The organism is Microcystis sp. M015S2, assembly GCF_020245945.1.
In the GTDB taxonomy this organism is placed as follows: domain Bacteria; phylum Cyanobacteriota; class Cyanobacteriia; order Cyanobacteriales; family Microcystaceae; genus Microcystis.
In genome coordinates this window covers 1-24,946 of sequence record NZ_JADBTX010000077.1, presented here as the reverse complement: position 1 = coordinate 24,946, position 24,946 = coordinate 1, and the positions used below count along the sequence as shown (strand labels likewise).

The following is a 24,946-nucleotide window of genomic DNA, read 5'->3' as shown; positions in this document are numbered from 1 at the left end:
GAATTATGAATTATGAATTATGAATTATGAATTGGGGAGAGGGGAGAAAAAATTCTGTCAAGTTCTCTAGACAACTGTACAAAATCGAAAATTTTCTTGTTATCACTGTAGAGAAAGAGTAGTTTTATGTTAAGCGAATCTGACCGTGAGCCTATCCAAAGAAACCAATCATCCCGATCGCACCTATTTCGCTCGTTCTCTCCAGCGATTGGAGCAGGATGTGCTGAGAATGGGAACCTTGGTCGAAGAATCCTTTCGTCTTAGCCATCAATCCCTCTTTGCTGGGGATTTGGAAATGGCGAAAAAAATCGCCCCCCTCGATAAGGAAATCGATCGCTACTACCGTCAAATCGAGTTAGATTGTGCCACTCTCATGACTCTACAGGCTCCCGTAGCCCAAGATTTGCGGCTTTTAAGTGCTTTTATGCAATTAGTGCGCGATTTGGAACGGATCGGCGATTATGCCAAGGATTTAGCCGAAATAGCACTCAAGTTATTCGCCTATACTCCCCACGATTGTATGAGTGAGATCGAGGCCATGTCCCACCATGCTCAGTATATGTTAGCCACGAGTCTGGTTGCTCTGGCTGACCTCGATCAAGAAGCAGGTCCAAAGGTCAAAGAACTAGATAATACGGTCGATCGAGCCTATGACTATCTTTATCACACTCTCGCCCATCAAAGAGATATCAAAGGTGTGGTGGAACCAATCCTGCTGATGGCTTTACTAATCCGTCATCTGGAACGTATGGCCGATCACGCCACCAATATCGCCCAAAGGGTATCTTACATCGTTACCGGACAGAGAGGCTGAGGGTGTGGAGGCTCCTGAGATGATTTCTCTCGAACTCTGGCCTTCGCTTTTAGCGTTTACGACTCAGGGGGTTTACAATTTCACTTAACCCCTCTCCCAAGAGGGATAAACCCACCACCATCGTGGTCATTGCTAATCCGGGGAATAAAGTGGTCCACCAGATGCCTGTAGATAAATCCGCCAAAGCTTCCTTGAGATCATGACCCCATTCAGCCACTTCTTCCGGTAATCCTAAGCCTAAAAAGCCTAAACCGCCTAAAACAAGGATCGCATCCGCCGCGTTGAGGGTAAAAAGAACCGGGACACTCTGGACGACATTAAAGAAAAGATATTTTGATAATATACGGCTAGGACTGGCACCGATCGCTCGTGCCGCTTCGATAAATAACTCATTTTTAACGCTGGCGGTTTGATTTCTGACCACGCGAAAATATTGGGGAATATAGGCAATGCTAACAGCGATGGCTACATTGACGATACCACGACCCAAGACGAAGGCGAGAGCCACCGACAATAATAACCCTGGCAAGGTGTAGAGGGTATCCATGAGAAAGAGGAGAACGCGATCAAGCTTACCCCCCAAATAACCGCTAATTAACCCTAAAGGAACCCCGATGACCAAAGATAATCCTGTGGCCAAAAATACCACGGACAAGGCCGCCCGGGCCCCGAATAGGGTGCGGGAAAAGACATCATAACCGCGCACATTCGTCCCGAACCAATGGGCGTAACTGGGGGCTTGTAGGGGATAATTGCTTAAAATGTCGGTTGAATCCTGAATCAGGCCGATCGCTTGCAGAAGGGGCGAAAACAGGGCAATCAGGATAAAAATAATTGTCAATACCAACCCAACCCCTAGGAGCTTAGTAGTTAGGTTGGGTTTCAGAAAAGGATCGATCGGCAATTTAACAGGAGTCATCGACAAAATTTAGCCATTGCATAGAACGCTAATTGTACAAGAGCAGTGTTTTTTCAAACAGCTGGGGCCGAAACGACCATAAACCAGAGCAAGACTGCTAAAGCTAAAACAGTTAGTTTAATGAGGATATAAAGCAGTCCGTTGGGATAAAGGAGATCGTGAAACATATTGCCTCCTTGGGAGAGTAGCGATTGTCTCTCTCTATCTTTGATCTTAAGTCTTTCTTTGTTCAGCTGACGCACAACTTAACAAAACGTGCGATTATAGGGAAAAAGATTTTTTTACTAGCTATGGCACTACTGACCACAGGAAAACCATTTATTCGCGATCTGGAACAATACGGCGCTTTAGGTGTTTACGCACCCTTAGAAGGAGGTTACGAGGGACGCTATCAAAGACGTTTACGGGCCACTGGTTACAATGTCCTGCATATCACTGCTAGAGGTCTAGGCGATTTAAGTGCCTATCTTACCGGCATTCATGGAGTCCGTCCCCCCCATTTGGGTAAAAAAAATATCGGTCGGGAAGCAGCCGTGGGACCGGTTTATTTTATTCCTCCCATTGCTACCTATCAATTGGAAAATTTACCCCCCAAATCTAAAGGTTTAGTGATTTGGATTATTGAAAGTTTTGTTTTATCCTCGGAAGAAAAACAATACTTAATTAATCTTAGTCAACAGGAACCCCGGTTAAAATTTGTCCTCGAATTGGGTGGGGAAAGATATTTCCGTTGGCAACCTTTGAGCAAATCTTTAATCGCTGCCTAGAATTACCGAAATAACACGGTTATTGAAATATCTCTGCCTCAAACCCTCTCCCCAGAGAGGGAAACTTCAATTCTTGAGAGTTTGTTGTTCCTCCCTTACCCTTTGGTAGCTATCCATTTTGAGAACTGATATTATCTCAAGATATAGCTAGAATCCCGTAGATTCCCAGCGCTGAAAGCGCCAAGGTTTTAACCAATAGGCTTTTATCTGTCTATTTCCTTCTTTCCAAGTGCATTGAATCTGAGAATTAGCAGGATTCTTACCACATTGGGGCTGAAGATTCAAAATACTAGAGATTTCGCTAGGATTAATCTGAGGATCGGAACCAAAACTTTTTTCGACAATTCTTCTCTCCACTGCCACCTTATTAGTGGGAGTCAGATGGAAATAATCAGACTGGGTAAGCAAAATCGAAGATAATAGAGTTCCAAACATTGTGATTAATCGCAACCTCAGAGATAAAACCAATAGATATCTCCAAAATTTATAAACGACATTCCGCACATCTTCACATACTTTTATATATTCTTACATTCCCCAAGATGTTTTATTGTTCTTCGATTCCCCAGTGCGGTTACTCAGGCCTAACACTCCCAGCTTAATCGGTACAAAAGAACTGATAATTGCTGCTGGCAAACCTGGCTGAAAACTGTCTTAATTTTGCCAGTTGACCTAGGTGAATTTGCCATAATATGGGATATCGTTGCCGCAAAAAACCTAGGAGTTAGATCGTGACAGTTAGAGTTCGTATTGCCCCCAGTCCCACGGGAAATTTACACATTGGAACAGCACGCACAGCCGTGTTTAACTGGCTTTTTGCCCGTCATCACCGGGGTAAATTTATCTTGCGCGTGGAAGATACAGATTTAGAACGTTCTCGACCAGAATATACGGAAAATATTCAAGCGGGCCTACAATGGTTAGGACTGAATTGGGATGAAGGTCCTTTTTTTCAAACTCAACGCCTTAATTATTATCGTCAGGCCATTCAAACCCTGCTCGATCGAGGTTTAGCCTATCGTTGTTATTGTACCCCGGAAGAATTGGAAAAAATGCGGGAAGAACAAAAAGCCCGCAATCTTGCCCCCCGTTACGATAATCGTCACCGTTATCTCACCCCCGAACAACAAGCGCAATTCGAGCAAGCGGGGAGAAAAGCAGTAATTCGTTTTATTATTGATGACGATCGAGAAATTATTTGGCAGGATTTAATCCGGGAAAAAGTTATCTGGAAAGGTAGTGATTTAGGTGGCGATATGGTGATCGCTCGTACCCCAGAAAATGGGGAAGAAAACTTCGGTCAGCCTCTCTATAATTTAGCGGTAGTTGTTGATGATATTGATATGGCAATTACCCATGTTATTCGTGGGGAAGATCACATCGCTAATACGGCTAAACAAATTCTTTTATACGAAGCTTTGGGGGCAAAAGTGCCGGAGTTTGCCCACACTCCTTTAATCTTAAATCAGGAGGGTCGCAAGTTATCTAAACGGGATGGAGTCACTTCGATCGATGATTTCCGAAAACTGGGTTTTTTGCCGCAAGCTTTGGTTAATTACATGACTCTCCTCGGTTGGACTCCTCCCGATTCCACTGAAGAAATTTTTACCCTTGAAGCGGCCGCTGAAGTGTTTAGTTTAGAACGGGTAAATAAAGCGGGGGCCAAATTTGACTGGACTAAATTGGATTGGATTAATAGTCAATATCTCCATCGTTTAACCGGTGAGGAATTAGTGCCTTTACTTTTCCCCTACTGGCAAGAAGCAGGGTACAATTTTGATGCTGAAACCGATCGAGCTTGGTTGATCGGTTTGGCTACTCTCATCGGTCCGAGTTTAACTCGTTTAAGCGATGCTGTCGCTGAAAGTCGCTTACTTTTAACCCCTCTGGCTAATTATAATCAGGAGGCTTTAAGTCAATTACAATTAGAGGGAGTTAAGGATATTATCAAGGATATTCTCGCCGCTATTACTCCCAATTTAACTGGAGAAGTTGCTAAGGAAATTGTGGAGACCACAACTAAAGCCCATCGGGTTAAAAAAGGTCTGGTGATGAAGTCTCTACGCGCCGCTTTGATGGGGGAGTTACACGGTCCGGATTTAATGCAGTCTTGGCTACTTCTCAATCAAAAAGGTTGGGATCTATCCCGTCTTCAGCAAGCAGTAAATAGTTAAATTGACTGGCTATCAGTTATCAGAAAATTTCTTGTATATTAGGGTTGACAAATTCCCTAGAATTGCTATATAATTTCTAGTATAATGGGAATCCGTGTCGCCCTGCATACCCTGCTCGTGATCGATTACTGAGGGGACGGGGGCAGATTTTTCGGTTTTTTCCCCTAACTGTCAGGGGCGATCTAGAAACTTTCTTAATTTTTAGGCATTATCCGCAACTTTTCCCTAAATATAGATTTGTTAATCTCCTGACAAAAACCTATGGGTGAAAAAAAACGCATTGGAATTCTCACCAGTGGTGGCGACTGTGCGGGTTTAAATGCCGCCATTCGTGCCGTTGTCCACCATGCCAGTGGCAATTATGGCTGGGAAGTGGTGGGTATTCGAGAAGCAACTAACGGATTAATTAGCCGTCCCCCCAAAACCACTATCTTTGATATTGAAGGAGTCGATCGCCTGTTGGTGATGGGAGGAACAATTCTCGGTACTACCAATAAGGGGGATCCCTTCGCTTTCCCGATGCCCGATGGAACCCTGATCGATCGCTCTCAGGACATCATCGACGGCTATCATAGTCTGGGACTGGATGCCCTGATCGGCATCGGTGGCGATGGTAGTCTGGCGATTTTGCGCCGTATTGCCCAACAGGGAGGCATTAATCTGATTGGTATCCCAAAAACCATCGATAATGATGTGGGAGCGACAGAAGTCTCCATCGGCTTCGATACAGCTACTAATATCGCCACAGAAGCCCTCGATCGCCTCCATTTTACCGCCGCTAGTCATAACCGGGTGATGATCCTAGAAGTTATGGGTAGAGATGCCGGCCATATCGCCCTGGCTGCCGGTATTGCGGGAGGGGCCGATATCATTCTCATTCCCGAAATTCCCTACCGATTAGAGAAGGTCTGCGAGAAGATCCGGCAACGGCAGCGTATGGATAAACAGTTTTCTCTGATTATTGTCTCCGAGGCTGTGCGTACCGAAACTGGCAATCGCCTAGTGCAAAAGGAAGCCCTAGGAGAAGATCGTCTCGGGGGTATCGGTCGCTATTTAGCCGAAGAAGTTGCCAGGGAAACCGGGGCCGAAACGAGAGTGACTTTCCTGGGCCACATTCAACGGGGGGGTATTCCTTCTCCGATGGATCGCTTACTGGGGGCGGCTTTTGGCGTGGCGGCCGTGGATCTGATCGCCAGGAGGGAATTCGATCGCATGGTGGCCTGGCAAAATCGGCAAGTGGTCAGTGTTCCCATTGAGGAGGCGATTAAAACCTATCGCGTCGTCGATCCCGAAGAAACTTTAGTCAAAACCGCCAGGGGTTTGGGTATTTGTCTAGGGGATTGAGATTAAATCTAGGGGAATCGGTGCGAGAATTAACCCTTAAGTATCGCCCTTTCCCCACCGATTAAAATTACCCCTCAAATAAAGAAGTTATTTCACCATTAATATAACTGCTGTAATTAACTTCCTTTATGGCATAAAATTACAATATCTATTAAATTTTACCCTATCGGTACAAAAAATCTTTTTCTACCACAAGAAACTACTTTTGAGCAATTAATTAATAAAATTTAATAAGTAGAAGCACAGGCAAAACATAAAACCCCCTCAACTGACTGAATGAAGGGGCATTTATGGTATTTTTGTCAGCAATTTAGCCTACTTTTATGGTTTGAGTTTGCGTTTGAGGGTTGAAGCTGCACCGAGGGTGCCGAGGGCTAGGAAGCCGAGGGTAGAGGTGGGTTCGGGAACAGATGTAGAGATAACTTGAAACTGAAAATTAGGACCGAAACGGCCATTGCCAGATCCAGTGTTAGAAGGGAAAGAGAAACCACCAGCCGAATTGTTAACTGCCGTGCCTAAAAAGGTAATTTCTGGGGCTGTGACGATCGAACTAGCACCAGTTGTATATCCATCAGAAAAAGGTTCATAAACTTCTGAACCTAGAAAATACGTTAACCCGCTGGTCAAAGCCACTGGCGTGATCGCCGCATAGCGAAAGCTACCGGTTAATGGACTATTGGTTTGAATAGTAGCGGAACCGAGCAGAGTTCCAGTTGAACTCCATAAACCAACCTGATGAGATTGCCCTAAAGGGTCTGCCGGAGTTTCATCCCATAGCCCTAAAGAAGTTACCGAGAGATTGTCATTAGCGGTAAATGACCATCCTATGGTCCTGTGCGTTAGACCAATACTTGTGAACACAGAACCACCCGTAAAGCTTTGTAAAGCGACGATCGCTTGAGCTTGAGTCGGAAACAATAAAAAAGGAACGACTAGAGCAGAGATGGCGGCTGAGTTTTTGAGCATTTTAACCTCTTTTTCTTGCTGAAACTTAAAAAAGAAACGAGACAATAATACACATTACCCCCCCCAATCTGTATCCTAAGCTACAATTTTATAAATCTTTATATTTCTTTCCCTAACTATCCCTTGCCTTCGGGAGCGATAGATTAGTATAGAATGGGTGAAAATAATTTTTCTCCATTGATTTCGGGTGTCTCATGCGTATTCAATGGGATGAAGCCAAACGACAGCGAGTTTTAACAGAACGTGACATTGACTTGACTCGGTTAAACGATCTGCTTTACAAACCTTACATCGAAGACCAACGCTCTGAGCAGCCAGAACAATATCGGATTGTTGGCTTTGCGGGCGGAACGTTAACAACATTCATCGTAGAATACAGAGTCGATGAAGTCGGTGATTACATTTGGGTTGTCACCGCTTGGAAATCAACTAAACAGGAGCGCAAAAGCTATGAGGAAACAGTCAACTGAAATTAAAGATATTGAGGAAATTGCTCAACAAGCACATCTAGGGAAAGATGTCTCTGAGCATTTCACAGGTAATTTTCAGGTTAAGCAACAGATTAATCTTGATTTTCCCCCGGAATTACTACGAAGCATAGATGTAGAGTGTCAATTGCAGAACATGAATCGTCAGGATTGGATCAAGATGGTTTGCGTTGAAAAACTCCGTGCAATTCAATCTAGCAGAATAGCCAATACTGTTTAGTGGGGTCAAAGTATCCTACGCTACAATTTAATAAATCTTTACATTCCTCTCCCTAGCTTAGGGATTGACAGGGGAAGATTCCCTCGCACCAACTAGCTGATAGACTAGGGATACCAGCTTTGATTTGGGAGTGAGAGAGTGGTTAAGTTAACCGATTCCCAAATTGCTCAAGAAATTGGCAAGATTGTCGGTAAATTTGAGCTTTATCAATGTGCAGTGGCTAACAGACAACGAAATTGAGGGGAAAGTGATCGAACCGAAAACGCGCTATCATGATCAAGATTATCTCATCAGCGATCGCGTGGGGAATGATCGATCAATCAATTACGATCAATGGAAAACACTATGGGGTAGAAGTAAGGGGAAGAGTATTTGATCATCTGTCTCCTCAAGGAATGAAACGAGAGGATTGGCTAAAGATTTTCATTGCCAAAGTGAAGAGTTTATAAGCTACAATGTCGGGACTATAGCTCGTCTAGTAATTCTGGTGAAACCGTCTATTTGTGATAGCATATAGTTAGACTTCGACCATTTGGGAGAGGCAAACTATGATAGATTATAATTTAGACGCGGCGCATAGCATTCTCTATATGCGACCTACATCTGCACTTGCGGCGGAAGATTTTGTCAAGATTGCGGAGGCAGTGGATCCCCACATTGAAGCCACTGGCGGCCTTGCTGGCGTGATCATTGAAGTTCCCGAGTTCACTGGTTGGGAGAGTTTTGGCGCCTTGGTCGCTCATTTCCGGCTGATACGCGACCATCACAAGTACGTCAGTAAAGTGGCCGTAGTGACTGATTCCACTCTGGTTAAACTGATTGAAAGTCTGGCTTCCCACTTTGTCGCGGCTGAAGTCAGGCAGTTTCCTTGGGGTGAAACAGAGGTAGCGACCCAATGGGTATTAGGCGACTCCTGATTCTCTTCAGGTCGACCGGATAGGCTTTGAGGTTTGTTGTCATCTTCAAGACCAGAGAAAATCTACATCTCTACACTACCGCTAGTGGTCTCCTGTTTAACTGATATACTATCTGGGGACTTAACAAAATTAAGTCCCTATTGTGTTGTTTTGAGCAACTGAGTTGAAGAGAGAAATGCCGATCACTTCCCTTACCAATCTGGACTACTATGACCGGGTGAATCCTGACCTATTGCGCTTATTACCGCCAGATGCCTCGGTGATTGTGGAAGTGGGTTGCGGCACGGGCGCGTTGGGGCAGTATTATAAGAAAATTAATCCAAATGCTAATTATATAGGCATCGAACTGAATGCCCAAGCGGCCGAAATTGCGAAAACTCGGTTGGATCAAGTCATTGTCGGCAATGTCGAAGCATTGGATTTAGGGACTATCATTCTGCCTAATAGCGTAGATTGTTTGATTTATGGTGACGTTTTAGAACATTTACAAGACCCCTGGCGAGTATTAAATCAGCAAATTACTTGGCTTCAACCCGCTGGCCAAGTCCTAGCCTGTATTCCCAATATTCAACATTGGAGTATTCTAATTAATCTGTTAAGAGGAGTCTGGGAATATGAAGATGAAGGGTTATTAGACCGCACTCATTTGCGTTTTTTTACGTTATTGAGTATTAAAAAATGGTTTGCTGAAGCAGGATTACAAATTTATGAGATTCAGACACGAGGACAGAAAAATGAGAATTTTCAAACTGCTCAAAAACTATTGGCTCCCACCCTTCAATCCCTGGGCATTAATGCCGAACAATTTGCAATTCAAACAGGAGCCTTTCAATATGTAGTCAGAGCCTTAAAATCTACCCAAGCACCTCGCCCTTTACTGATTCAAACAATGATGATGGTTCCCCTGGCTTGCGATCGCGTCCGGGTCTTAGAACCGGATCAGTTCAGTGCCACCATTCCTGGTGTAAGAACCGTTTCCAGTGTTAAATCGGCGGATTTAGGAATTGCCCGGCCAGAGGAGGAAAAAATCTTTATTTGGCAACGGGGAGCTTTACAACCGGATGAACTTGCCAAAATTCAGGACCTTTTAGCCAAAGATTATTTAATTATTGCTGAAATGGATGATGATCCCCGTTTTTGGCCAGAACATGAACAAAATCAATTTTTAACCTATCGGGCTTGTCATGGTATTCAAACCACCACAGAGCCGTTAGCAGCATTTTTTCGTACCATTAATCCCAATGTGGCTGTTTTTCCCAATCAATTGGCCTATCTTCCCCCCCAACGGCAATATCCCCAAAATAATACCGTTAAGCTCTTTTTTGGAGCCTTAAATCGTCAAGCAGACTGGCAAGCTATTTTACCCACCCTCAATCAAGTCTTAGCCGACTACGGAGAGCAAATCTCTGCCCAGGTGATTCATGATCGAGAATTTTTTGAGGCATTAGCCATTACCAATAAAGCTTTTGAACCCTTTTGTGATTATGAGCGGTATCAAGCCCTATTAAGAACCTGTGATATTGCCTTGTTGCCCCTCAATCCGACAGCCTTTAATAGTATGAAATCTGATTTAAAGTTTATTGAATGTGCGGGTCATGGCGTGACCGTTTTAGCTAGTCCCACGGTGTATGAAGCGTCTATTCAATCCGGTGAAACGGGTTTAATTTATGATTCTTTAACTGAATTTTCTGCACAATTACGACAATTAATTGAAAATCCTTCTTTTCGGCAACAACTGGCCAACAATGCCTATCAATGGGTCAAGCAAAATCGCTTACTGGCCCAACATTACCGCCAGCGAAGGGATTGGTATTGTCAGATGCGGGACGAATTACCCCGTTTAACCCAAGAATTATGGCAACGGGTTCCAGAGTTACATGAGAATGTTAACTAATCTTCTTTCATTCATAGGTAGGGTCTGCTAAAAAAGTTTATTGGTGGGGTTAGGAGTCAGTAGCCAGTCGTCGGGAGGGGAAGTCAGAATAACAGAATGACCTTGCACGTCTGGAAAGTGCCAGGGTTTTGAGTCCCTATTTCGATTTCTCGACGTTTATTTCTGGCGATTTTTGGGCTAAAAAAGTGCTAAAATCGTTTTCTAGTAAGGCTTCCAGTAATTTTCAGCAAGCCCTAACTAATCTTCTTTCATTCATAGGTAAGCAGGACAAAGACCCTAGCCCAATGGCACCTAAAGAAATAGAGTGGTTATAGCAATGGCGGCAAGAAGGAAAATTATATCATCATTTATTTATTTAACTCTATCTCCCCGATGAAGTAGCCCCTTAGAGTGGGTTACGCTGTCACTAACCCACCCTAAAATCGCAGCATGGGAGCAATTGGTTAATAATCAAAAAATCTCCCTGTCAAAGGGAGATTTTAGCCAATATCTGGGATTATCCCCGACAAATTACACTAATTTCAGATCGGGATAATTGGCGAGAATGTCATCTTGACTGAGAATATCACCCTCGCTTTGGGGAGTCCAAATCACTTCTACTGCTAAAAGTCGATCGCCTCCCATACTACCAATTTGTTGCAGGGCCTGTTTCAAGTCTTGGGAATCATTAATTTTGGCTAGGGAAAATTTACCAACAATGCCGGCTAAAATAGTCACCAAAATATAGCCTTCCGGTGCGGTTTTAGCTAATTCTCCAGCCGATTCGGGTAAAATATTTTCTCTAGAACCTTGACGCAATTGATTATTGTAATTAGTTAAGGTTTCCGCCGTTAGTTTACCGCGTTCGTTGAGAGACCACTGATTAAACTTCGCTTCTGCACTGCTGAGGCTGGTTTGTTGGCAATCGACGTTACCATAAACCCAGTATTCCGGATGACGCAACAGGGCGAGGGCCGATTCTTGTAAGACTTCGACGCGTCCCTCGGAGGTGCTAGTATCCACAGTTAGGGCGATTTGATTTAATTCTTTTTGCAGATAACGGGCATTAGCCAACAAACCCACCTGTACTTTAGCCACGGAGACGGTTTCATAACCGGATTCTATCGTCATACCGTTTTCATCACTGCCTCCACCATTACGGAAAGCATTAACGAGGAAATTGGCAATAGCAAAAAAGATTAACAGAGATATTAAGCCACCGCCACCACCACCCCAAAAGAAGGGTAAGAGGAAGGGAAAACCAATACCTCCACCGTAACCGGGGGAACTGTAACCACCACCTCTAGAAGGGCTAATACTGCGACTAGGGGCGCGAAAACTACCGCCACCCATTCTACCCCCCGATGCCGCCAAAGCACTGGGAATAGAACCGAAAATCAGCGTTGTCACTAATCCTAGAACTAATAGCGGCTTGGCAAGCGATCGAACTTTAGTTAAAATTTTGTCAATCATAAGAACACCGAAGCAACCCTTTATTTACTAGGATAACCAGTTTCTCCCTCAGAGATAGACAAATCCCGAATAGGGATAACCGAATCAGTCATCAGTGATCAGTTATCAGTGATCAGATTTGAGTTTTCAGTTCACTGTTTACTGTTTACTGTTTACTGATCACTGACAAAACCCCCACCCCCAAATTTATGACTTGGAATTTCTCCCCTCCCACGGATTCGGACTTAGGCGATCGCGAAGTACCCTTAGAAAGTCATCATCTCTGGGGTAAACGGATTGCTTTACTGGTAACGGGAGGGATTGCGGCCATGAAAGCGCCGCTAATTGCCCGATCTTTGCGGAAATTCGGGGCTACAGTCGTGGCTTTTGTCTCGGAAGAAGCTTTAAGATACGTTACTAGGGAAGCTTTGGAATGGAGTACGGTTAATCCCGTAATTAGCCAATTAACGGCAAAAGCAGAACATTTAAGCGATCAATCTCCCTTTGATCTTTATTTAGTCGCCCCCGCTACCTATAACACGATTAATAAGTTTCGTTACGGAATCGCTGACGGAGTGATCACTTCATGCTTGGCCTCGGCCTTGGGACGACAGGAAAAGGGAAAAACTAAAATTCTGCTTGTCCCCACCATGCACGGCAGTTTACATAATGCTATTCTGAGCGAATCTTTGCAAACTCTCGATCGCTGGGGAGTTGAGATTATGCCACCCCGGGATGATTACGGTAAACACAATCTCCCCGGGGAAAAAGAGATTACCGTGGCAGCCTGTGGGATTCTCAGTAATTCTGTACTGAAAAATATGGCGATTTTAGTCACCGGTGGACCCACACCCGTGATTATCGATAATATCCGTCGTTTAACTAATCGTTTTACTGGACAATTAGGAGTCGCTATTGCAGAAGAATTATACCTGCGCGGGGCCAAGGTGCAGTTAATCCACGGACGCGGCAGCTATACACCCCCTGCTTATTTACCCCATGAAATCATTGAAACTTATGACGAGTATCTAGGGAAGGTGATGGGAGAATTAGAGAGTAAAGATTATAAATTTGGGATTTTTTCGGCATCAGTGGCAGATTATCGCTTAGAAAGTCCTTTTTCTGGTAAGATTCCCAGTGGAAGGCAGTTAAACCTTAATTTTGTGCCGACGGAAAAAGTGATTGACAAGGTGAGAGAAAAATTTCCCGATTTAGAGATGGTGACTTTCAAGTATCAGGAGGGAGTCAGTCAGGAGGAGTTACTGGAAATCGCCCGTAAACGCCTAGAAAAGGGCTATCAGGCGGTCATTGCTAATCGGGGTGAGGAAAAGGGCGATCACGGGGAACAGGTGGCTTATTTGGTCACAAAAGCGGCACTGGGGAAATTTATCGGTAAAAAAGCGATCGCTATTGGCATCGCCGAATATTTAGAAGAGCGAGCCAAAAATGTTACAATCAAAAAAATTTAATATTTTTTAATATTAATTTGCAAAAATTTAGGGTAACACAGTCATGGGTAACATCAACTTCGTCAAAGAGAATAAGATCGTGGTAGCGGCAGATGGGGCGAATTTACGAGAGAAAGCAATCCAGAATGGCGTTGATATCTACACTTTTGGCGGTAAATTGATGAATTGTGGCGGTTACGGTCAGTGTGGTACTTGTATAGTGGCAATTGTTGAGGGGATGGAAAATCTCTCGGCTAAAACCGACTTTGAACAGCGCTGTCTGAAGAAAAAACCCGAAAATTATCGTTTAGCCTGTCAAACCATGGTTAATGGCCCTATTAGCGTCCAAACTAAACCAAAATAGCATTTATCGGTTTTTGAGCTGCGGCCCGATCGGTGATCACTGATCACCGATCACTGATACAAACTAACTAGGAACAATATTTAAGAAAGCATCGAAGTCTTTTAATGCTTCTTGGAATTGAGTAGCAGCGAGACTAGCATCTTTTTCTTTGGCTGCCGCATCGATACGTTCAAAGTGAACGAAAAGATTTTTCGCTAACTGCTTGGCCTTTTCTTGGTCTTTGGGCAGTAAATTACGGGATAATCCTACCATTTCCTGACGCAATTGCCCCAAAGGACCATGGATATAGGTGCGAGTATCTACCCAATTTTTGTCAGCGATGAGGTCTTGCAAAACGCTCATTTTTTCGCGAAATCCTTCTATGGGTTGTATGTAAACCTGTAACTGTTCGATTTTTTGGGGACTATAGACGGTGGGGATAGTTGCTTGGGGACCACTGCAACTAACCAGCAGGGTAGTAACTAGGACTAAAACTAGGGAAATAATCGAGCGAAGACGTGGCATTGGTTTATATGTACTATTTAACAAACTATTGACGTTCTCTCCCTTAACCAGTCAAGGTATCGGGACGATTTTTACTTTATCAGGTTGTGGGATTCCCAAATCAGATTTTACTCCCAACGGCCTTGACAGTAACTCGGTGTTATTGGACGATAATCAGCAATTTTGCCTCTGATCCCCCCTTAATCCCCCCTTGATAAGGGGGGTGTCTGATAATTTTTAACACCTACCTACTTATTGATTACAGCTTAAACTGTTTCATAAAAGCTCGATCGATCCGATCTTTCCATGACCATAATAACGGTGATTGCCAGCCAAAACCGCCCCAAGATGCGATCGCTTGTTGGTCTCCTGTGCCGATTAAACTCAGATAATTTTTCTGGGGAAAATAGGGTTTTAATGGCTGATTTTGCAGAATTCTTGCTAAATTATCGAATAGGGGTTTTCCTTGTCGGACGGCAAAAACTCCCGCTTTCGGACGAGGATAATCTGGAATCGTGGCAATATCTCCCACGGCAAAAATATGGGGATGAGACAGGGATTGCAGATAATTATTCACTAAAATAAACCCTTTTTCATCTGTCAGTAATCCTGACGCTTTAATCCAACTAGGGGCCGAGGCAGTCGTTACCCAAATTGTATAATCCATGGGTAAAACTAAACCCGATGAACAGATAATCCGATCTGCTTGCACTGCCGTCACATCCGTTGATAAATATACTCTAATTCCCTTTTGTTTAAAAATATTCTCTAAACGTTGACCGACCCAATTATTATGGCCTGGTAGTAGTTTTTTTCCTCGATGAATTAGAGACAAATTCAAATTACTGCTAGAGTTGAGAATTTTGGCCAAACGGGACTGCATATTTAAAGCTAATTCTACCCCGCCCGCGCCACCACCAACAATGACGATATTGAGAGGATTATTAGGGTTACTAACCGCTTTTTTGAGGATTTCTTGCCATCCTTCCCGAAAAATCGGCACCGGTTTGGCGGGAATAGCGTATTCTTTAGCACCGATAACATTATCTACTGCTGGGATGCTGCCGATATCGATCGAGAGATAATCAAAGGGAATCGGTGAAGAATTATGACAAATTACTTGACATTTTTCCGTATCTATAAAATTAGCCTTGTTTAAACAGAATTGCGCTTGAGAATACCTAGCTAGAGAAGGTAAATCGATATGAGTCTCAGCAAAATCATAAAAACCGGCGATGTGGCCGGGTAACATTCCCGAATAGGGGGTATGGGTGACATCGCTAATTAAAGTTAATTGAACGTTTTTTAGGGGTGATTGCCCCCAAAGACGAAGGGCGATCGCATGACTGTGACCACCACCGATAAAAACCAGGCGCTTGACTAAATCCATAAAAAAAAGGGGATTGCTGCCGGAAAAGTTAAATTCTAATGAATATATCTTCTGACACAGAAATTCTGTTGCAAGATCGAGAGTAGATAGACAAAAACTCAAGGCATCGAGGCCAGGAACTTGTAACCAATGACAGTCAATTGGGATTTTGATCTTTTCGGACTCGATATTCTTAAGTAAATTCTATCTATTATCTTCGCTTCCCAATAGAGAGAAGTCTATGCAAGAAGTTTATATCGTGGCCGCTGTCCGGACTCCAATTGGTCGTTTTGGTGGGGGATTGATGGGATTATCCCCGGCCGATTTAGGGGCAACAGTGATGAAATCCGCCCTAGAAATCGCTAATTTGCCCCCAGAAGCCCTAGATTTGTACATTTTCGGCAATGTTTTGGGATCGGGTCATGGTCAGTTAATTCCCCGACAAGCGGCGATTAAAGCGGGAATTCCCGTAACTGTGGACGGATATCGGGTGGATATGGTTTGTTCTTCGGGAATGATTGCCGTTAGTAACGCTGCCACCTCAATTCGCGCCGGAGAAGCGGCTCTCGTCCTCGCTGGTGGTATTGAATCCATGTCCCAAACCGGCTTTTTTCTCTCCCATCGGGCCCGGTGGGGTTATAAATTCCTCATGGGTGCGCCGGAACAATTAACCGATTTATTACTGCACGATGGCTTAACCGATGCTACCACGACTGAGGGCATGGGTTCCCAAGTCGATCGCCTCTGTCTCGATCGCGGGGTTTCTCGGCAAGCATTGGACGAAATTGCCGCCTTATCCCACCAAAGAGCGGCCACAGCCACAGAAAAAGGCTGGTTTAAGGGCGAAATCGTGCCAATTGAGCTTAAATCTAAGAAAGGTTCCACAATTCTTGATCAAGATGAGGGTATTCGTGCCGATAGTACCCCGGAAGGTTTAGGAAAACTGCGGCCGGCTTTTAATCCGTCGGGAGTTTTAACCGCAGGGAATAGTAGTCAGATTTCCGATGGGGCTGCCGCTATCCTTTTAGCCAGTCAAAAAGCTGTGGATCAGTACGGTTTAAAACCAATTGCCAAAATCCTTGGCGGCGCTGTGGGTGCTGGAAAAACCGATCGCTTCCCAGAATTCCCCGTCCTGGCGGTGAAAAAATTACTGGCATCTCTCAATAAAACGATCGAAGATTTCGATTTAGTGGAAAATAACGAAGCTTTTGCCTTAAATAATCTGCTTTTTGAGATGGATCTGGGGTTAGCTAGGGAAAAACAAAACGTTCACGGTGGCGCGATCGCATTAGGTCATCCCATCGGTGCTTCCGGTGCGCGGATTCTGGTGACGTTAATTAACGCGTTGAAAGTACAGGATAAAACCCTCGGTATGGGGGCCATCTGTCATGGGACCGGTGGCGGAACAGCGATCGCAATTGAAAGAGTTTAGGAGGAAAAAGCTATGGTATCTCTCGGACTAGAGGAAAAAGTTATCGTCGTTACCGGCGGAAATCGAGGCATTGGGGCGGCTATTGTCTCTCTTTTGATAGATTTGGGGGCCAAGGTGGCTTACACGGATTTAGTCACCGATAATCCCCAGGGTTTAGGCATTGTCGCCGACGTGACTAAGTTGGAATCCATGGAAGCGGCAGCTCAACAAATTGAAGCGGAATTGGGACCGGTTTACGGTATCGTCGCTAACGCGGGGATTACCAGAGATAACTTTTTCCCTAAATTAACGCCGCTAGATTGGGATTTAGTGATTAATGTCAACCTAAAAGGGGTTAATCACACGATTAAGCCGTTTATTGAGGGAATGTACGAACGACAAGCGGGATCGATCGTTTGTATTAGTTCTATTTCCGGTGATCGCGGTAATGCCGGCCAAACTAATTACGCGGCTACAAAAGCGGCAGTTATCGGTTTAGTCAAATCCCTAGCGCGAGAAGCTGCCCGTTATAATATTCGCGCCAATGCGATTGCGCCGGGGTTTATTAACACGGAAATGACTTTAGCGATTCCCGAGAAAGTTCGCGATAAAATCACCGCCGAAATTCCCTGTCGTCGCTTCGGTGAACCCGCAGATATCGCCTGGGCAACTGCTTATTTACTCTCTCCCATTGCCAGCAGTTATGTCTCTGGAGAAGTCCTCAGAGTTAATGGGGCCCATCACACCTAATCAGTTATCAGTTATCAGTTATCAGTGGGTAAGTTATCAGTGGGTAAGTTAAGTAGGTGGATGGAATTAAATATAAGATGAACGTAGGTTGGGTTGAAGCATGAAACCCAACGCCCGATTATGTTACGCTACCGCTAACCCATCCTACAAATAATTGTGCTTAATCAGTTATCAGTGGGTAAGTTATCAGTTATCTGTCTTCTGTCTCGGAGTCTCGACTAGGAAATTAATTTTACACGACTACTTATCAGTTATCGGGTGTAGAGTGGGTTAGTAAACTAGAGAAATTAGAGTTAAAGTAAAAGGGCAAAAATAATGGATAAACCGACACAAGCTTGGAGTGAGATGGCCGCCGATTACGTCAATCTTTGGACGGAAACTGGGGCAAAAATGTGGTCAAGTTGGTTTGATATGATGGGGGCGATACCGACTCCTATGGGCAATATTAAACCAGAATTGCAAGAGGCAACCCAGCGCTATTTTGATAATCGGGATTTATTGATCAAATTCCTAAAATTATCGATGGAAGCTTGGGAAAGTATCTTCCCGAAAATGCAAACAGGAGAAGACTGGCAAACAATTTTAGATAATTATACCCAACAGATGCGCGGTCAACTGAATAGTTTTACTACCACCACTTCCCAAAGTAGTCAAGATGTCAGTCAACTATGGACAATTTACCTGCAACAATTGCAAAGTCTCAATCATTTATGGTTCGATCCTTTAGTGCTGTCAAATGAGACAATAACCAAAGCTTGGTTAGGTAACACTTCTTCCTTGATCGAACTCAATAATATCTATTGGCAGAAGTTTTATGATGAAACTTTTGGCCAATGGTTACAGATGCCTTTATTGGGATTGCCACGAGAATTTAACCGCAAATTACTCGATAGTTTTGAAACTTGGCGCATTCTTTATCAGGCTAGTATTAACTATCAAATTGTGCTGGCTGATATTCAAGTGAAATCCTTTGAAGCTTTAACTAAAAAATTAGTTTTCTTAGCAGAAAAAGGTCAACCTGTCAAGGATTGGCGAGAATTTCAAGATGTGTGGAGTGTTGTCGCTGATGATATTTTTGAAAAGGCTTTTTGTCAACCAGAAAACCTAAAAGTAAGGGGAAAATTTATTAATTCCCTCAATGATTATCGCCTCAAACAGCAGGATTTGATGGAAATTTACCTGCGTTCGATGAATCTGCCTACCCGCAGCGAAGTCGATGAAATTCATCGGACTATCTATGAATTACGCAAAGAGGTAAAAAGTCTCAAAAAAGCTTTAGGAGAAAAAAAAGAAATAGAAAGTAACAATTAGTTAATTGTGCTTGACAATCAGTTATCAGTTATCAGTTATCAGTTATCGGATTGCAGTTTTAAGTATATAGTGTTAGGTGAAAACTTCGGAACTTTCTTTTCACTGATTACTGTTCACTGCTCACTGAAAAATCCCCACTTCCCTAGGAGAATTAAATTATGTGGTCATTTTTGACGCAAGTGAAACTGGAAGATTTTACCCAAGATTATCTAGAATTAACTCAAAAAAATCTCAAAGGTTTAGACAATCTCAAACGAGTTAAAGAAGAAGATATTCAGTGTGGAGTCTCGGAAAAAGAAGCAGTTTATCGGGAAGATAAAATCATTCTCTACCACTTTAAACCCGTGGTCGAAAAACCCTTCGAGATTCCCTTGCTGATGGTTTATGCTTTGGTCAATCGTCCCTACATGGTAGATTTACAGGAAGGGCGTTCTTTAGTGGCCAATCTGCTGAAATTAGGCTTAGATATCTACTTAATTGATTGGGGATATCCCACCAGAAGCGATCGCTGGTTAACCCTTGATGATTATATCAATGGTTATGTCGATAATTGCGTCGATTTTATTCGTCAAAGTCACCATCTCGACAAAATTAATCTGTTAGGAATCTGTCAGGGGGGAACCTTTAGTTTATGCTATAGTTCCCTCTATCCTGATAAGATAAAAAATCTGGTGACAATGGTGACACCGGTGGACTTTTATCAAACCGAGACCCTCTTAAATATGCGTGGGGGGTGTTCCTTGGGAGCCGAAGCATTAGACATCGATTTAATGGTAGATTCTATGGGCAATATCCCGGGAGATTTTCTCAACTTAGAGTTTCTGGAATTGAAACCTTTACAGTTAGGTTATCAGAAATACCTTGATTTTCCTGACATCATGGAAGACGAATCAAAATTAGTTAATTTTCTGCGTATGGAAAAATGGATTTTTGATAGTCCTGACCAAGCGGGAGAATCCTATCGACAGTTTCTCAAGGATTTCTATCAGCAAAATAAACTGATTAAAGGGGAAGTGATGTTAGGAGATAAACGGGTAGATTTACACAATCTGACCATGCCAATTCTCAATCTTTATGCGGATAAAGATCACCTTGTACCTCCCGCTTCTTCCCTCGCTTTAGGGAATTATATCGGTACTTCTGACTATACCGCTTGTGCTTTCCCGGTCGGACATATCGGAATGTATGTCAGTGGCAAAGTGCAACGGGATTTACCCCCCGCTATTAGCGATTGGTTGAAAGCAAGAGCTTAACAATCCTCGCAGCTATCCCCTTTTCCAATTTGGGAGAGGGGTGTAACACAATACAACACATCGATAAAAAAACATCTACGGGCAGTAAAATAAACTTTTGTAACAGAGGATGTTAAGCACTGTTGCAAGATCGGGCAGAATCGGAGGATATCGTTCCTTTCGGCTAAACCCCTGTGGTACACTGCAAAGCGTACTCGCTCGTAAGTATGTAGGAGAAAACCTGAGTGTTAAGAGTCGCTGTTGTGGGTTCAGGGCCGGCCGGTTCTTCGGCGGCAGAAACATTAGCTAAAGCAGGCATTGAAACCTATTTATTTGAACGCAAATTAGATAATGCTAAACCCTGTGGTGGAGCGATTCCTCTCTGTATGGTGAGCGAATTTGACCTACCTCCTGAAATTATCGATCGCCGGGTGAGAAAAATGAAAATGATCTCCCCCTCGAACGTCGAAGTCGATATTAATCTCGATAATCAAGACGAATATATCGGAATGTGTCGTCGGGAAGTCCTCGACGGTTTTATGAGAGAACGCGCCCATAAATTAGGAGCGCATTTAATCAACGGAACCGTTTACGGTCTCGACATTCCCACCAATAGCACCGATCCCTATACCCTACACTACGCCGATCACTCCCACGGCAATTCCCAAGGGGAAATGAAATCTCTGAAGGTGGATGTGGTTATCGGCGCCGACGGTGCTAATTCCCGCATTGCTAAAGCTATTGATGCTGGGGATTACAACTATGCGATCGCTTTCCAAGAACGCATCCGTCTTCCCCAAGATAAAATGGCCTACTACGAAGATCTGGCGGAAATGTATGTAGGAAAAGACGTATCCCCCGACTTCTACGCTTGGGTATTCCCCAAATACGATCACGTCGCCGTCGGTACTGGCACAATGAAGGTCAATAAAGCCATGATTAAAGACCTACAAGCCGGTATTCGCGCTCGTGCGGCCCGTCGTCTCGAAGGTGGCGAAATCATCCGGGTGGAGGCTCACCCCATCCCCGAACATCCCCGTCCTCGTCGTGTAGTCGGTCGCGTGGCCCTCGTTGGCGATGCCGCCGGAACAGTTACTAAGTCTTCGGGAGAAGGCATCTATTTCGCCGCTAAATCGGCGCGGATGTGTGCGGAAACCATTGTCGAAGTCACTAACGGCGGCCAACGTATTCCCACAGAGGACGAGTTAAAACTCTACCTGAAGCGTTGGGATAAGAAATACGGTATGACCTATCTGGTGTTAGATATCCTGCAACGGGTTTTCTACCGTACCGATGCCACCCGGGAAGCTTTTGTGGAAATGTGTTCCGATAAGGACGTACAGAAGATGACTTTTGACAGTTATCTCTATAAAACCGTTGTTCCCGCTAATCCTCTCGTACAGATGAAGATTACTGCTAAAACCATCGGTTCTCTCCTGCGCGGTAACGCTTTAGCTCCTTAAAATCAATTGATAACCAGAAAACCCAATCTCCCTATCGCGGTGGTTGGGTTTTCTTTTGGGTTGTTTCTTCCTATCTTCTCTAATTCAAACAAAAATGTCGAAAAAATATTTGATAAGCTGTTCATAATTTAAATGCGCGGGCAGCTGACAGTACAGTTTATGCCCTTTTGTTAAAGGGGAAGTCAAGATATATGGTGTAAATGCGCTACTATTTAATGGTAAAGCCGTCCTCAAGAGACGGGGTTTCGGACTCAATTTTTCGATGACCAGAGTAAATCCGAAGTTAATTATTCATGGGGGAGCGAGTTCCCTAGAGGATAAAGGTGGTTTAGAATCAGTGCGCGATTCTCTCCGGGGGATTGTTAAGAATATTTACAACCTCCTTGACAATGGTGCTAGTGCTGTGGAAGCGGTGACAAAAGGGTGTATGTTACTGGAGGATGAACCGCGATTTAATGCCGGGACCGGTTCGGTGGTGCAATCGGACGGTCAGGTGCGAATGAGTGCAGCCTTGATGGATGGTCGTCACCAGCGTTTAAGCGGTGTCATTAACGTCTCGCGGGTACAGAATCCCATTAGCCTGGCTCAATTTCTCCAAAGTCAAGAGGATCGCATTCTCTCGGAAATTGGGGCTGCAGATCTGGCCCGAGAATTACAAATTCCCCTCTATGATCCCCTAACCGATTATCGGATTCAAGAATGGATGGAGGAAAGAAAGACGAATTTTAATCGCAAAATGGCCCGTTTATTCGCCGACTCGTCAGCGCAACGGGGAACTATCGGGGTAGTAGCTCTTGATCAACAAGGAGACATCGCCGCCGGAACTTCTACCGGAGGTAAGGGATTAGAAAGAATCGGTCGCGTTAGTGACAGTGCGATGCCGGCTGGCAATTATGCAAATCCATGGGCCGGAGTAAGTTGTACGGGGGTCGGGGAAGATATTATCGATGAGTGTTTAGCCGCTAAGGTGGTCATTCGCGTCACCGATGGTTTTTCCCTAGCCGCTGCCGTGGAGAAGTCCATGCAGGAATCCCAAACTAATGGTCGGGATCTGGGCATGATTTCCCTTGATCGTCAGGGGAATATTGTTTGGGGGAAAACGGCGGAAATTCTCTTGGCTGCCTATCACGACGGTCAGGCGATCGGTGATACCCTAGAATGGCACGGTGAAAACGCGGGTTTAATCGGTCATCTGGCTCCCAGATAGTGGAACAAACCGCGATCGAGCCTAGTCTTCTCGGTTAATCTGTGCAAGATACTTCTTCTCGAAAAATCTCCGTGTGGCAATATATTATTCCTATTTTTGACCCCGATGTGAAAAACTGGTCAGCCGAGGCGCGATTATTGCGCTGGATGACTTTTTTGTGGCTGTTAGTCGGGTTAGTGGTGCTTTTTTCCGCTTCCTACGCTCTGGCTGACAGTCGCTTTGATAACGGACTATACTATTTTATTCGCCAATTAATCTGGCTTTGGATTGGCTTAATTGGCTTTAATTTCCTGGTGCGATTGCCGATCGAGAAACTCCTCAAAATCGCCCCCTGGATGATTTTATTAGTTTTAGGATTAATTTTGATCACTCTCATCCCCGGTTTGGGAGCTAATATCAATGGTGCCACCCGTTGGATTAAAATCGGCCCGATTCTCTTGCAACCGTCGGAATTTATGAAACCGTTTCTCGTCCTGCAAGGGGCGGCGGTTTTCGGGGGTTGGCCGCGTTTAAATGTCAATCAACGGTTAACTTGGATCGCTATTTTCGGGCTAATTCTAGCGGGCATCCTCTTACAACCTAATTTGAGTACCACTGCTCTGTGCGGTATAACTCTCTGGTTGATCGCTCTTGCCTCTGGTCTGCCTTTATCCTACATGACCAGCACCGCTTTACTGGGTGTAACTATGGCCGTGGTTAGTGTTACTTTCCGCGAATACCAGAGAAAACGGATTTTATCTTTCTTAGACCCCTGGCAGGATCCCCGGGGTGATGGTTATCAATTAGTGCAGAGTTTACTGGCGATCGGTTCTGGCGGAACCACCGGCAGCGGTTACGGTTTATCCCAACAAAAATTATTTTATCTACCCTTCCCGGATACGGATTTTATTTTCGCTGTCTTTGGCGAGGAATTTGGTTTTATTGGCGGTATTTTACTGTTAATCATGCTATTTCTCTACGCTACTCTCGCCCTGATCGTGGCGGTTAAATGTCGTCATCGCATCAAAAAATTAGTGGCGATCGGGGCGATGGTAATTTTAATCGGTCAATCCCTGTTAAATATCGGTGTGGCCACTGGTTCTTTACCCACTACGGGCCTACCTTTCCCTCTCTTTAGCTATGGCGGCAGTTCCAGTTTAGCCAGTCTCTTTTTAGCAGCCCTCTTAATCCGCGTGGCTAGGGAAGAAAATGACCCCGATCCAGTTCCCACCAGTAAAAAAAGTCCTCAGAAAACTGTCTCGGTTTTCGGTGATCGGTGATGGGTTGGGAATTATGAATTATGAATTATGAATTATGAATTATGAAGTGGGGAAGCTGTCTCATCACCCTATCACCCTATCACCCTATCACCCTATCACCCCAAAACCCTAACACCCCAAAACCCCAAAACCCTATCACCCTATCTCCTGACGACCGACTCCTAACCCAATGTTCGACAAAGATAAGCAAAAATTATGTACTGACTCCAAAAACTTGAGAATATTTGAATTAACATTTCGCAATATTTACAAATTCTTAAAAATTAATTGAGAAAGATTTTTATTTAACAACGATGTTATGATGGTTACATCGATTTTACTGAATTTCATAATGGCCTATCTTGTGCCTTTTTGGACAGCAACGCTTGAAACCCTTGCCACATATAGAAGGTAATCCTAATTAAGACAGGTAAATGAGTCAATTTCACCCACAACGATGATCTTTTTTTTGTGTAGTTTTGTTGCAAAAAAAAAGTTTTTTTGACAAAAAGCACAAAGTATGCTGCTGTCAACGGAATTCGTGGGTGTTGGGGGAGAGAGGGGAGAAGGAGAGCAGAGAGAATAAATAAAAACAGGCGTTGCTGAATTAAGCTATGAATCAGTAAGGAATAGGCACTTCTTGAAACTTCAGATAATGAATTAATAAACGAATAGAGTATCCTAACATTTCTGTAGACTTAGAATAGCAGAGTGTTTTGCGATGCAATCGGGCTAG

General features: G+C 44.1%; 24 protein-coding genes and 1 pseudogene. 18 read left to right on the top strand and 7 right to left on the bottom strand.

The annotated features are described in order from the left end of the window. Nucleotides 1–145 precede the first annotated feature (145 nt). Nucleotides 146–814, top strand: coding sequence for a phosphate signaling complex protein PhoU (gene phoU / locus IM473_RS14470; RefSeq protein ID WP_287660221.1), 669 nt, complete (start codon nucleotides 146–148; stop codon nucleotides 812–814). A gap of 49 nt (nucleotides 815–863) precedes the next feature. Here phoU and IM473_RS14465 read toward each other — a convergent pair whose 3' ends face one another. Continuing rightward, entirely contained in the window at nucleotides 864–1,733 is an 870-nt protein-coding gene (locus IM473_RS14465; protein ID WP_287660222.1) for an ABC transporter permease, read from the bottom strand. Between the two features lie 290 nt (nucleotides 1,734–2,023). Here IM473_RS14465 and IM473_RS14460 point away from each other — a divergent pair, with 290 nt between their 5' ends. Next, on the top strand, nucleotides 2,024–2,500 hold the full coding sequence (locus IM473_RS14460; protein WP_002747620.1) for an NAD(P)H-quinone oxidoreductase subunit N: 477 nt from the start codon (nucleotides 2,024–2,026) through the stop codon (nucleotides 2,498–2,500). 147 nt (nucleotides 2,501–2,647) lie between these two features. Here IM473_RS14460 and IM473_RS14455 read toward each other — a convergent pair whose 3' ends face one another. After that, nucleotides 2,648–2,935: a hypothetical protein gene (locus tag IM473_RS14455; protein ID WP_287660223.1), complete on the bottom strand. Its 288-nt coding sequence runs from the start codon at nucleotides 2,933–2,935 to the stop codon at nucleotides 2,648–2,650. Between the two features lie 296 nt (nucleotides 2,936–3,231). Here IM473_RS14455 and gltX point away from each other — a divergent pair, with 296 nt between their 5' ends. Both gltX and IM473_RS14445 read left to right on the top strand, forming a co-directional pair. Further along, nucleotides 3,232–4,674, top strand: coding sequence for a glutamate--tRNA ligase (gltX, locus tag IM473_RS14450; protein ID WP_287660224.1), 1,443 nt, complete (start codon nucleotides 3,232–3,234; stop codon nucleotides 4,672–4,674). 261 nt (nucleotides 4,675–4,935) lie between these two features. Beyond that, nucleotides 4,936–6,018 (top strand): ATP-dependent 6-phosphofructokinase, encoded by a 1,083-nt coding sequence (locus IM473_RS14445; RefSeq protein ID WP_002747623.1) that lies wholly within the window; start codon nucleotides 4,936–4,938, stop codon nucleotides 6,016–6,018. 321 nt (nucleotides 6,019–6,339) lie between these two features. Here the strand turns inward: IM473_RS14445 and IM473_RS14440 are convergent, their stop codons facing one another. Beyond that, nucleotides 6,340–6,984 carry a DUF4082 domain-containing protein gene (locus IM473_RS14440; protein WP_287660225.1) on the bottom strand — a complete coding sequence of 215 codons (645 nt, stop codon included), beginning with the start codon at nucleotides 6,982–6,984 and terminating at the stop codon, nucleotides 6,340–6,342. Between the two features lie 194 nt (nucleotides 6,985–7,178). On the opposite strand from IM473_RS14440, the gene IM473_RS14435 reads away from it, so the two are divergent. From IM473_RS14435 to IM473_RS14415, 5 genes are all read left to right on the top strand, one after another. Continuing rightward, the gene (locus IM473_RS14435) at nucleotides 7,179–7,454 is read left to right on the top strand and encodes a BrnT family toxin (RefSeq protein WP_185238515.1); all 276 of its coding nucleotides are present in this window, start codon (nucleotides 7,179–7,181) and stop codon (nucleotides 7,452–7,454) included. After that, a complete protein-coding gene (locus tag IM473_RS14430) occupies nucleotides 7,435–7,692 on the top strand; it encodes a hypothetical protein (RefSeq protein WP_079209336.1) in 258 nt (85 codons plus the stop codon). The genes IM473_RS14435 and IM473_RS14430 overlap by 20 nt, the downstream gene beginning before the upstream one ends. Nucleotides 7,693–7,964: 272 nt before the next feature. After that, nucleotides 7,965–8,141 carry a papain fold toxin domain-containing protein gene (locus IM473_RS14425; RefSeq protein ID WP_287660226.1) on the top strand — a complete coding sequence of 59 codons (177 nt, stop codon included), beginning with the start codon at nucleotides 7,965–7,967 and terminating at the stop codon, nucleotides 8,139–8,141. Nucleotides 8,142–8,240: 99 nt separating this feature from the next. Beyond that, the gene (locus IM473_RS14420) at nucleotides 8,241–8,609 is read left to right on the top strand and encodes a SpoIIAA family protein (RefSeq protein WP_287660227.1); all 369 of its coding nucleotides are present in this window, start codon (nucleotides 8,241–8,243) and stop codon (nucleotides 8,607–8,609) included. A gap of 175 nt (nucleotides 8,610–8,784) precedes the next feature. After that, entirely contained in the window at nucleotides 8,785–10,503 is a 1,719-nt protein-coding gene (locus IM473_RS14415; protein WP_287660228.1) for a methyltransferase domain-containing protein, read from the top strand. A 510-nt stretch (nucleotides 10,504–11,013) separates the two neighbouring features. Here IM473_RS14415 and IM473_RS14410 read toward each other — a convergent pair. After that, a complete protein-coding gene (locus tag IM473_RS14410; protein WP_287660229.1) occupies nucleotides 11,014–11,955 on the bottom strand; it encodes a DUF1517 domain-containing protein in 942 nt (313 codons plus the stop codon). Between the two features lie 188 nt (nucleotides 11,956–12,143). Here IM473_RS14410 and IM473_RS14405 point away from each other — a divergent pair, with 188 nt between their 5' ends. Further along, on the top strand, nucleotides 12,144–13,403 hold the full coding sequence (locus IM473_RS14405) for a phosphopantothenoylcysteine decarboxylase domain-containing protein (protein ID WP_287660230.1): 1,260 nt from the start codon (nucleotides 12,144–12,146) through the stop codon (nucleotides 13,401–13,403). Nucleotides 13,404–13,446: 43 nt separating this feature from the next. Further along, nucleotides 13,447–13,746 (top strand): 2Fe-2S iron-sulfur cluster-binding protein, encoded by a 300-nt coding sequence (locus IM473_RS14400; protein ID WP_002790976.1) that lies wholly within the window; start codon nucleotides 13,447–13,449, stop codon nucleotides 13,744–13,746. 63 nt (nucleotides 13,747–13,809) lie between these two features. On the opposite strand, the gene psbQ is transcribed toward IM473_RS14400, so the two are convergent. Together psbQ and IM473_RS14390 are read right to left on the bottom strand one after the other, a co-directional pair. Next, a complete protein-coding gene (psbQ, locus tag IM473_RS14395; protein ID WP_002784828.1) occupies nucleotides 13,810–14,250 on the bottom strand; it encodes a photosystem II protein PsbQ in 441 nt (146 codons plus the stop codon). A 238-nt stretch (nucleotides 14,251–14,488) separates the two neighbouring features. After that, on the bottom strand, nucleotides 14,489–15,619 hold the full coding sequence (locus IM473_RS14390; RefSeq protein WP_287660231.1) for an FAD-dependent oxidoreductase: 1,131 nt from the start codon (nucleotides 15,617–15,619) through the stop codon (nucleotides 14,489–14,491). 220 nt (nucleotides 15,620–15,839) lie between these two features. Between IM473_RS14390 and phaA the strand changes: the two genes are divergently transcribed. From phaA to IM473_RS14355, 7 genes are all read left to right on the top strand, one after another. Further along, on the top strand, nucleotides 15,840–17,030 hold the full coding sequence (gene phaA / locus IM473_RS14385; RefSeq protein ID WP_287660233.1) for an acetyl-CoA acetyltransferase PhaA: 1,191 nt from the start codon (nucleotides 15,840–15,842) through the stop codon (nucleotides 17,028–17,030). A gap of 12 nt (nucleotides 17,031–17,042) precedes the next feature. Then, a complete protein-coding gene (gene phaB / locus IM473_RS14380) occupies nucleotides 17,043–17,759 on the top strand; it encodes an acetoacetyl-CoA reductase PhaB (RefSeq protein ID WP_287660234.1) in 717 nt (238 codons plus the stop codon). A 315-nt stretch (nucleotides 17,760–18,074) separates the two neighbouring features. Next, complete coding sequence (phaE, locus tag IM473_RS14375) at nucleotides 18,075–19,070, top strand: class III poly(R)-hydroxyalkanoic acid synthase subunit PhaE (RefSeq protein ID WP_287660235.1); 996 nt, start codon at nucleotides 18,075–18,077, stop codon at nucleotides 19,068–19,070. 158 nt (nucleotides 19,071–19,228) lie between these two features. Beyond that, a complete protein-coding gene (locus IM473_RS14370; protein ID WP_287660236.1) occupies nucleotides 19,229–20,323 on the top strand; it encodes a class III poly(R)-hydroxyalkanoic acid synthase subunit PhaC in 1,095 nt (364 codons plus the stop codon). A gap of 224 nt (nucleotides 20,324–20,547) precedes the next feature. After that, nucleotides 20,548–21,765 (top strand): geranylgeranyl reductase, encoded by a 1,218-nt coding sequence (chlP, locus tag IM473_RS14365; RefSeq protein ID WP_002735532.1) that lies wholly within the window; start codon nucleotides 20,548–20,550, stop codon nucleotides 21,763–21,765. Between the two features lie 262 nt (nucleotides 21,766–22,027). After that, nucleotides 22,028–22,972: an isoaspartyl peptidase/L-asparaginase gene (locus IM473_RS14360; RefSeq protein WP_287660237.1), complete on the top strand. Its 945-nt coding sequence runs from the start codon at nucleotides 22,028–22,030 to the stop codon at nucleotides 22,970–22,972. Between the two features lie 71 nt (nucleotides 22,973–23,043). Further along, the gene (locus IM473_RS14355; RefSeq protein WP_287660239.1) at nucleotides 23,044–24,231 is read left to right on the top strand and encodes an FtsW/RodA/SpoVE family cell cycle protein; all 1,188 of its coding nucleotides are present in this window, start codon (nucleotides 23,044–23,046) and stop codon (nucleotides 24,229–24,231) included. 598 nt (nucleotides 24,232–24,829) lie between these two features. Here IM473_RS14355 and IM473_RS14350 read toward each other — a convergent pair. Beyond that, nucleotides 24,830–24,946: pseudogene (locus IM473_RS14350) on the bottom strand (IS1 family transposase); the annotation flags it as partial.

What these genes read in the sequence shown, in the direction of transcription:
- IM473_RS14465 (WP_287660222.1), bottom strand. Translation starts at nt 1,733, where the DNA reads ATGACTCCTGTTAAATTGCCGATCGATCCTTTTCTGAAACCCAACCTA.
- IM473_RS14460 (WP_002747620.1), top strand. Translation starts at nt 2,024, where the DNA reads ATGGCACTACTGACCACAGGAAAACCATTTATTCGCGATCTGGAACAA.
- IM473_RS14455 (WP_287660223.1), bottom strand. Translation starts at nt 2,935, where the DNA reads ATGTTTGGAACTCTATTATCTTCGATTTTGCTTACCCAGTCTGATTAT.
- IM473_RS14445 (WP_002747623.1), top strand. Translation starts at nt 4,936, where the DNA reads ATGGGTGAAAAAAAACGCATTGGAATTCTCACCAGTGGTGGCGACTGT.
- IM473_RS14440 (WP_287660225.1), bottom strand. Translation starts at nt 6,984, where the DNA reads ATGCTCAAAAACTCAGCCGCCATCTCTGCTCTAGTCGTTCCTTTTTTA.
- IM473_RS14435 (WP_185238515.1), top strand. Translation starts at nt 7,179, where the DNA reads ATGCGTATTCAATGGGATGAAGCCAAACGACAGCGAGTTTTAACAGAA.
- IM473_RS14430 (WP_079209336.1), top strand. Translation starts at nt 7,435, where the DNA reads ATGAGGAAACAGTCAACTGAAATTAAAGATATTGAGGAAATTGCTCAA.
- IM473_RS14425 (WP_287660226.1), top strand. Translation starts at nt 7,965, where the DNA reads ATGATCAAGATTATCTCATCAGCGATCGCGTGGGGAATGATCGATCAA.
- IM473_RS14420 (WP_287660227.1), top strand. Translation starts at nt 8,241, where the DNA reads ATGATAGATTATAATTTAGACGCGGCGCATAGCATTCTCTATATGCGA.
- IM473_RS14415 (WP_287660228.1), top strand. Translation starts at nt 8,785, where the DNA reads ATGCCGATCACTTCCCTTACCAATCTGGACTACTATGACCGGGTGAAT.
- IM473_RS14410 (WP_287660229.1), bottom strand. Translation starts at nt 11,955, where the DNA reads ATGATTGACAAAATTTTAACTAAAGTTCGATCGCTTGCCAAGCCGCTA.
- IM473_RS14405 (WP_287660230.1), top strand. Translation starts at nt 12,144, where the DNA reads ATGACTTGGAATTTCTCCCCTCCCACGGATTCGGACTTAGGCGATCGC.
- IM473_RS14400 (WP_002790976.1), top strand. Translation starts at nt 13,447, where the DNA reads ATGGGTAACATCAACTTCGTCAAAGAGAATAAGATCGTGGTAGCGGCA.
- psbQ (WP_002784828.1), bottom strand. Translation starts at nt 14,250, where the DNA reads ATGCCACGTCTTCGCTCGATTATTTCCCTAGTTTTAGTCCTAGTTACT.
- IM473_RS14390 (WP_287660231.1), bottom strand. Translation starts at nt 15,619, where the DNA reads ATGGATTTAGTCAAGCGCCTGGTTTTTATCGGTGGTGGTCACAGTCAT.
- phaA (WP_287660233.1), top strand. Translation starts at nt 15,840, where the DNA reads ATGCAAGAAGTTTATATCGTGGCCGCTGTCCGGACTCCAATTGGTCGT.
- phaB (WP_287660234.1), top strand. Translation starts at nt 17,043, where the DNA reads ATGGTATCTCTCGGACTAGAGGAAAAAGTTATCGTCGTTACCGGCGGA.
- phaE (WP_287660235.1), top strand. Translation starts at nt 18,075, where the DNA reads ATGGATAAACCGACACAAGCTTGGAGTGAGATGGCCGCCGATTACGTC.
- IM473_RS14370 (WP_287660236.1), top strand. Translation starts at nt 19,229, where the DNA reads ATGTGGTCATTTTTGACGCAAGTGAAACTGGAAGATTTTACCCAAGAT.
- IM473_RS14360 (WP_287660237.1), top strand. Translation starts at nt 22,028, where the DNA reads ATGACCAGAGTAAATCCGAAGTTAATTATTCATGGGGGAGCGAGTTCC.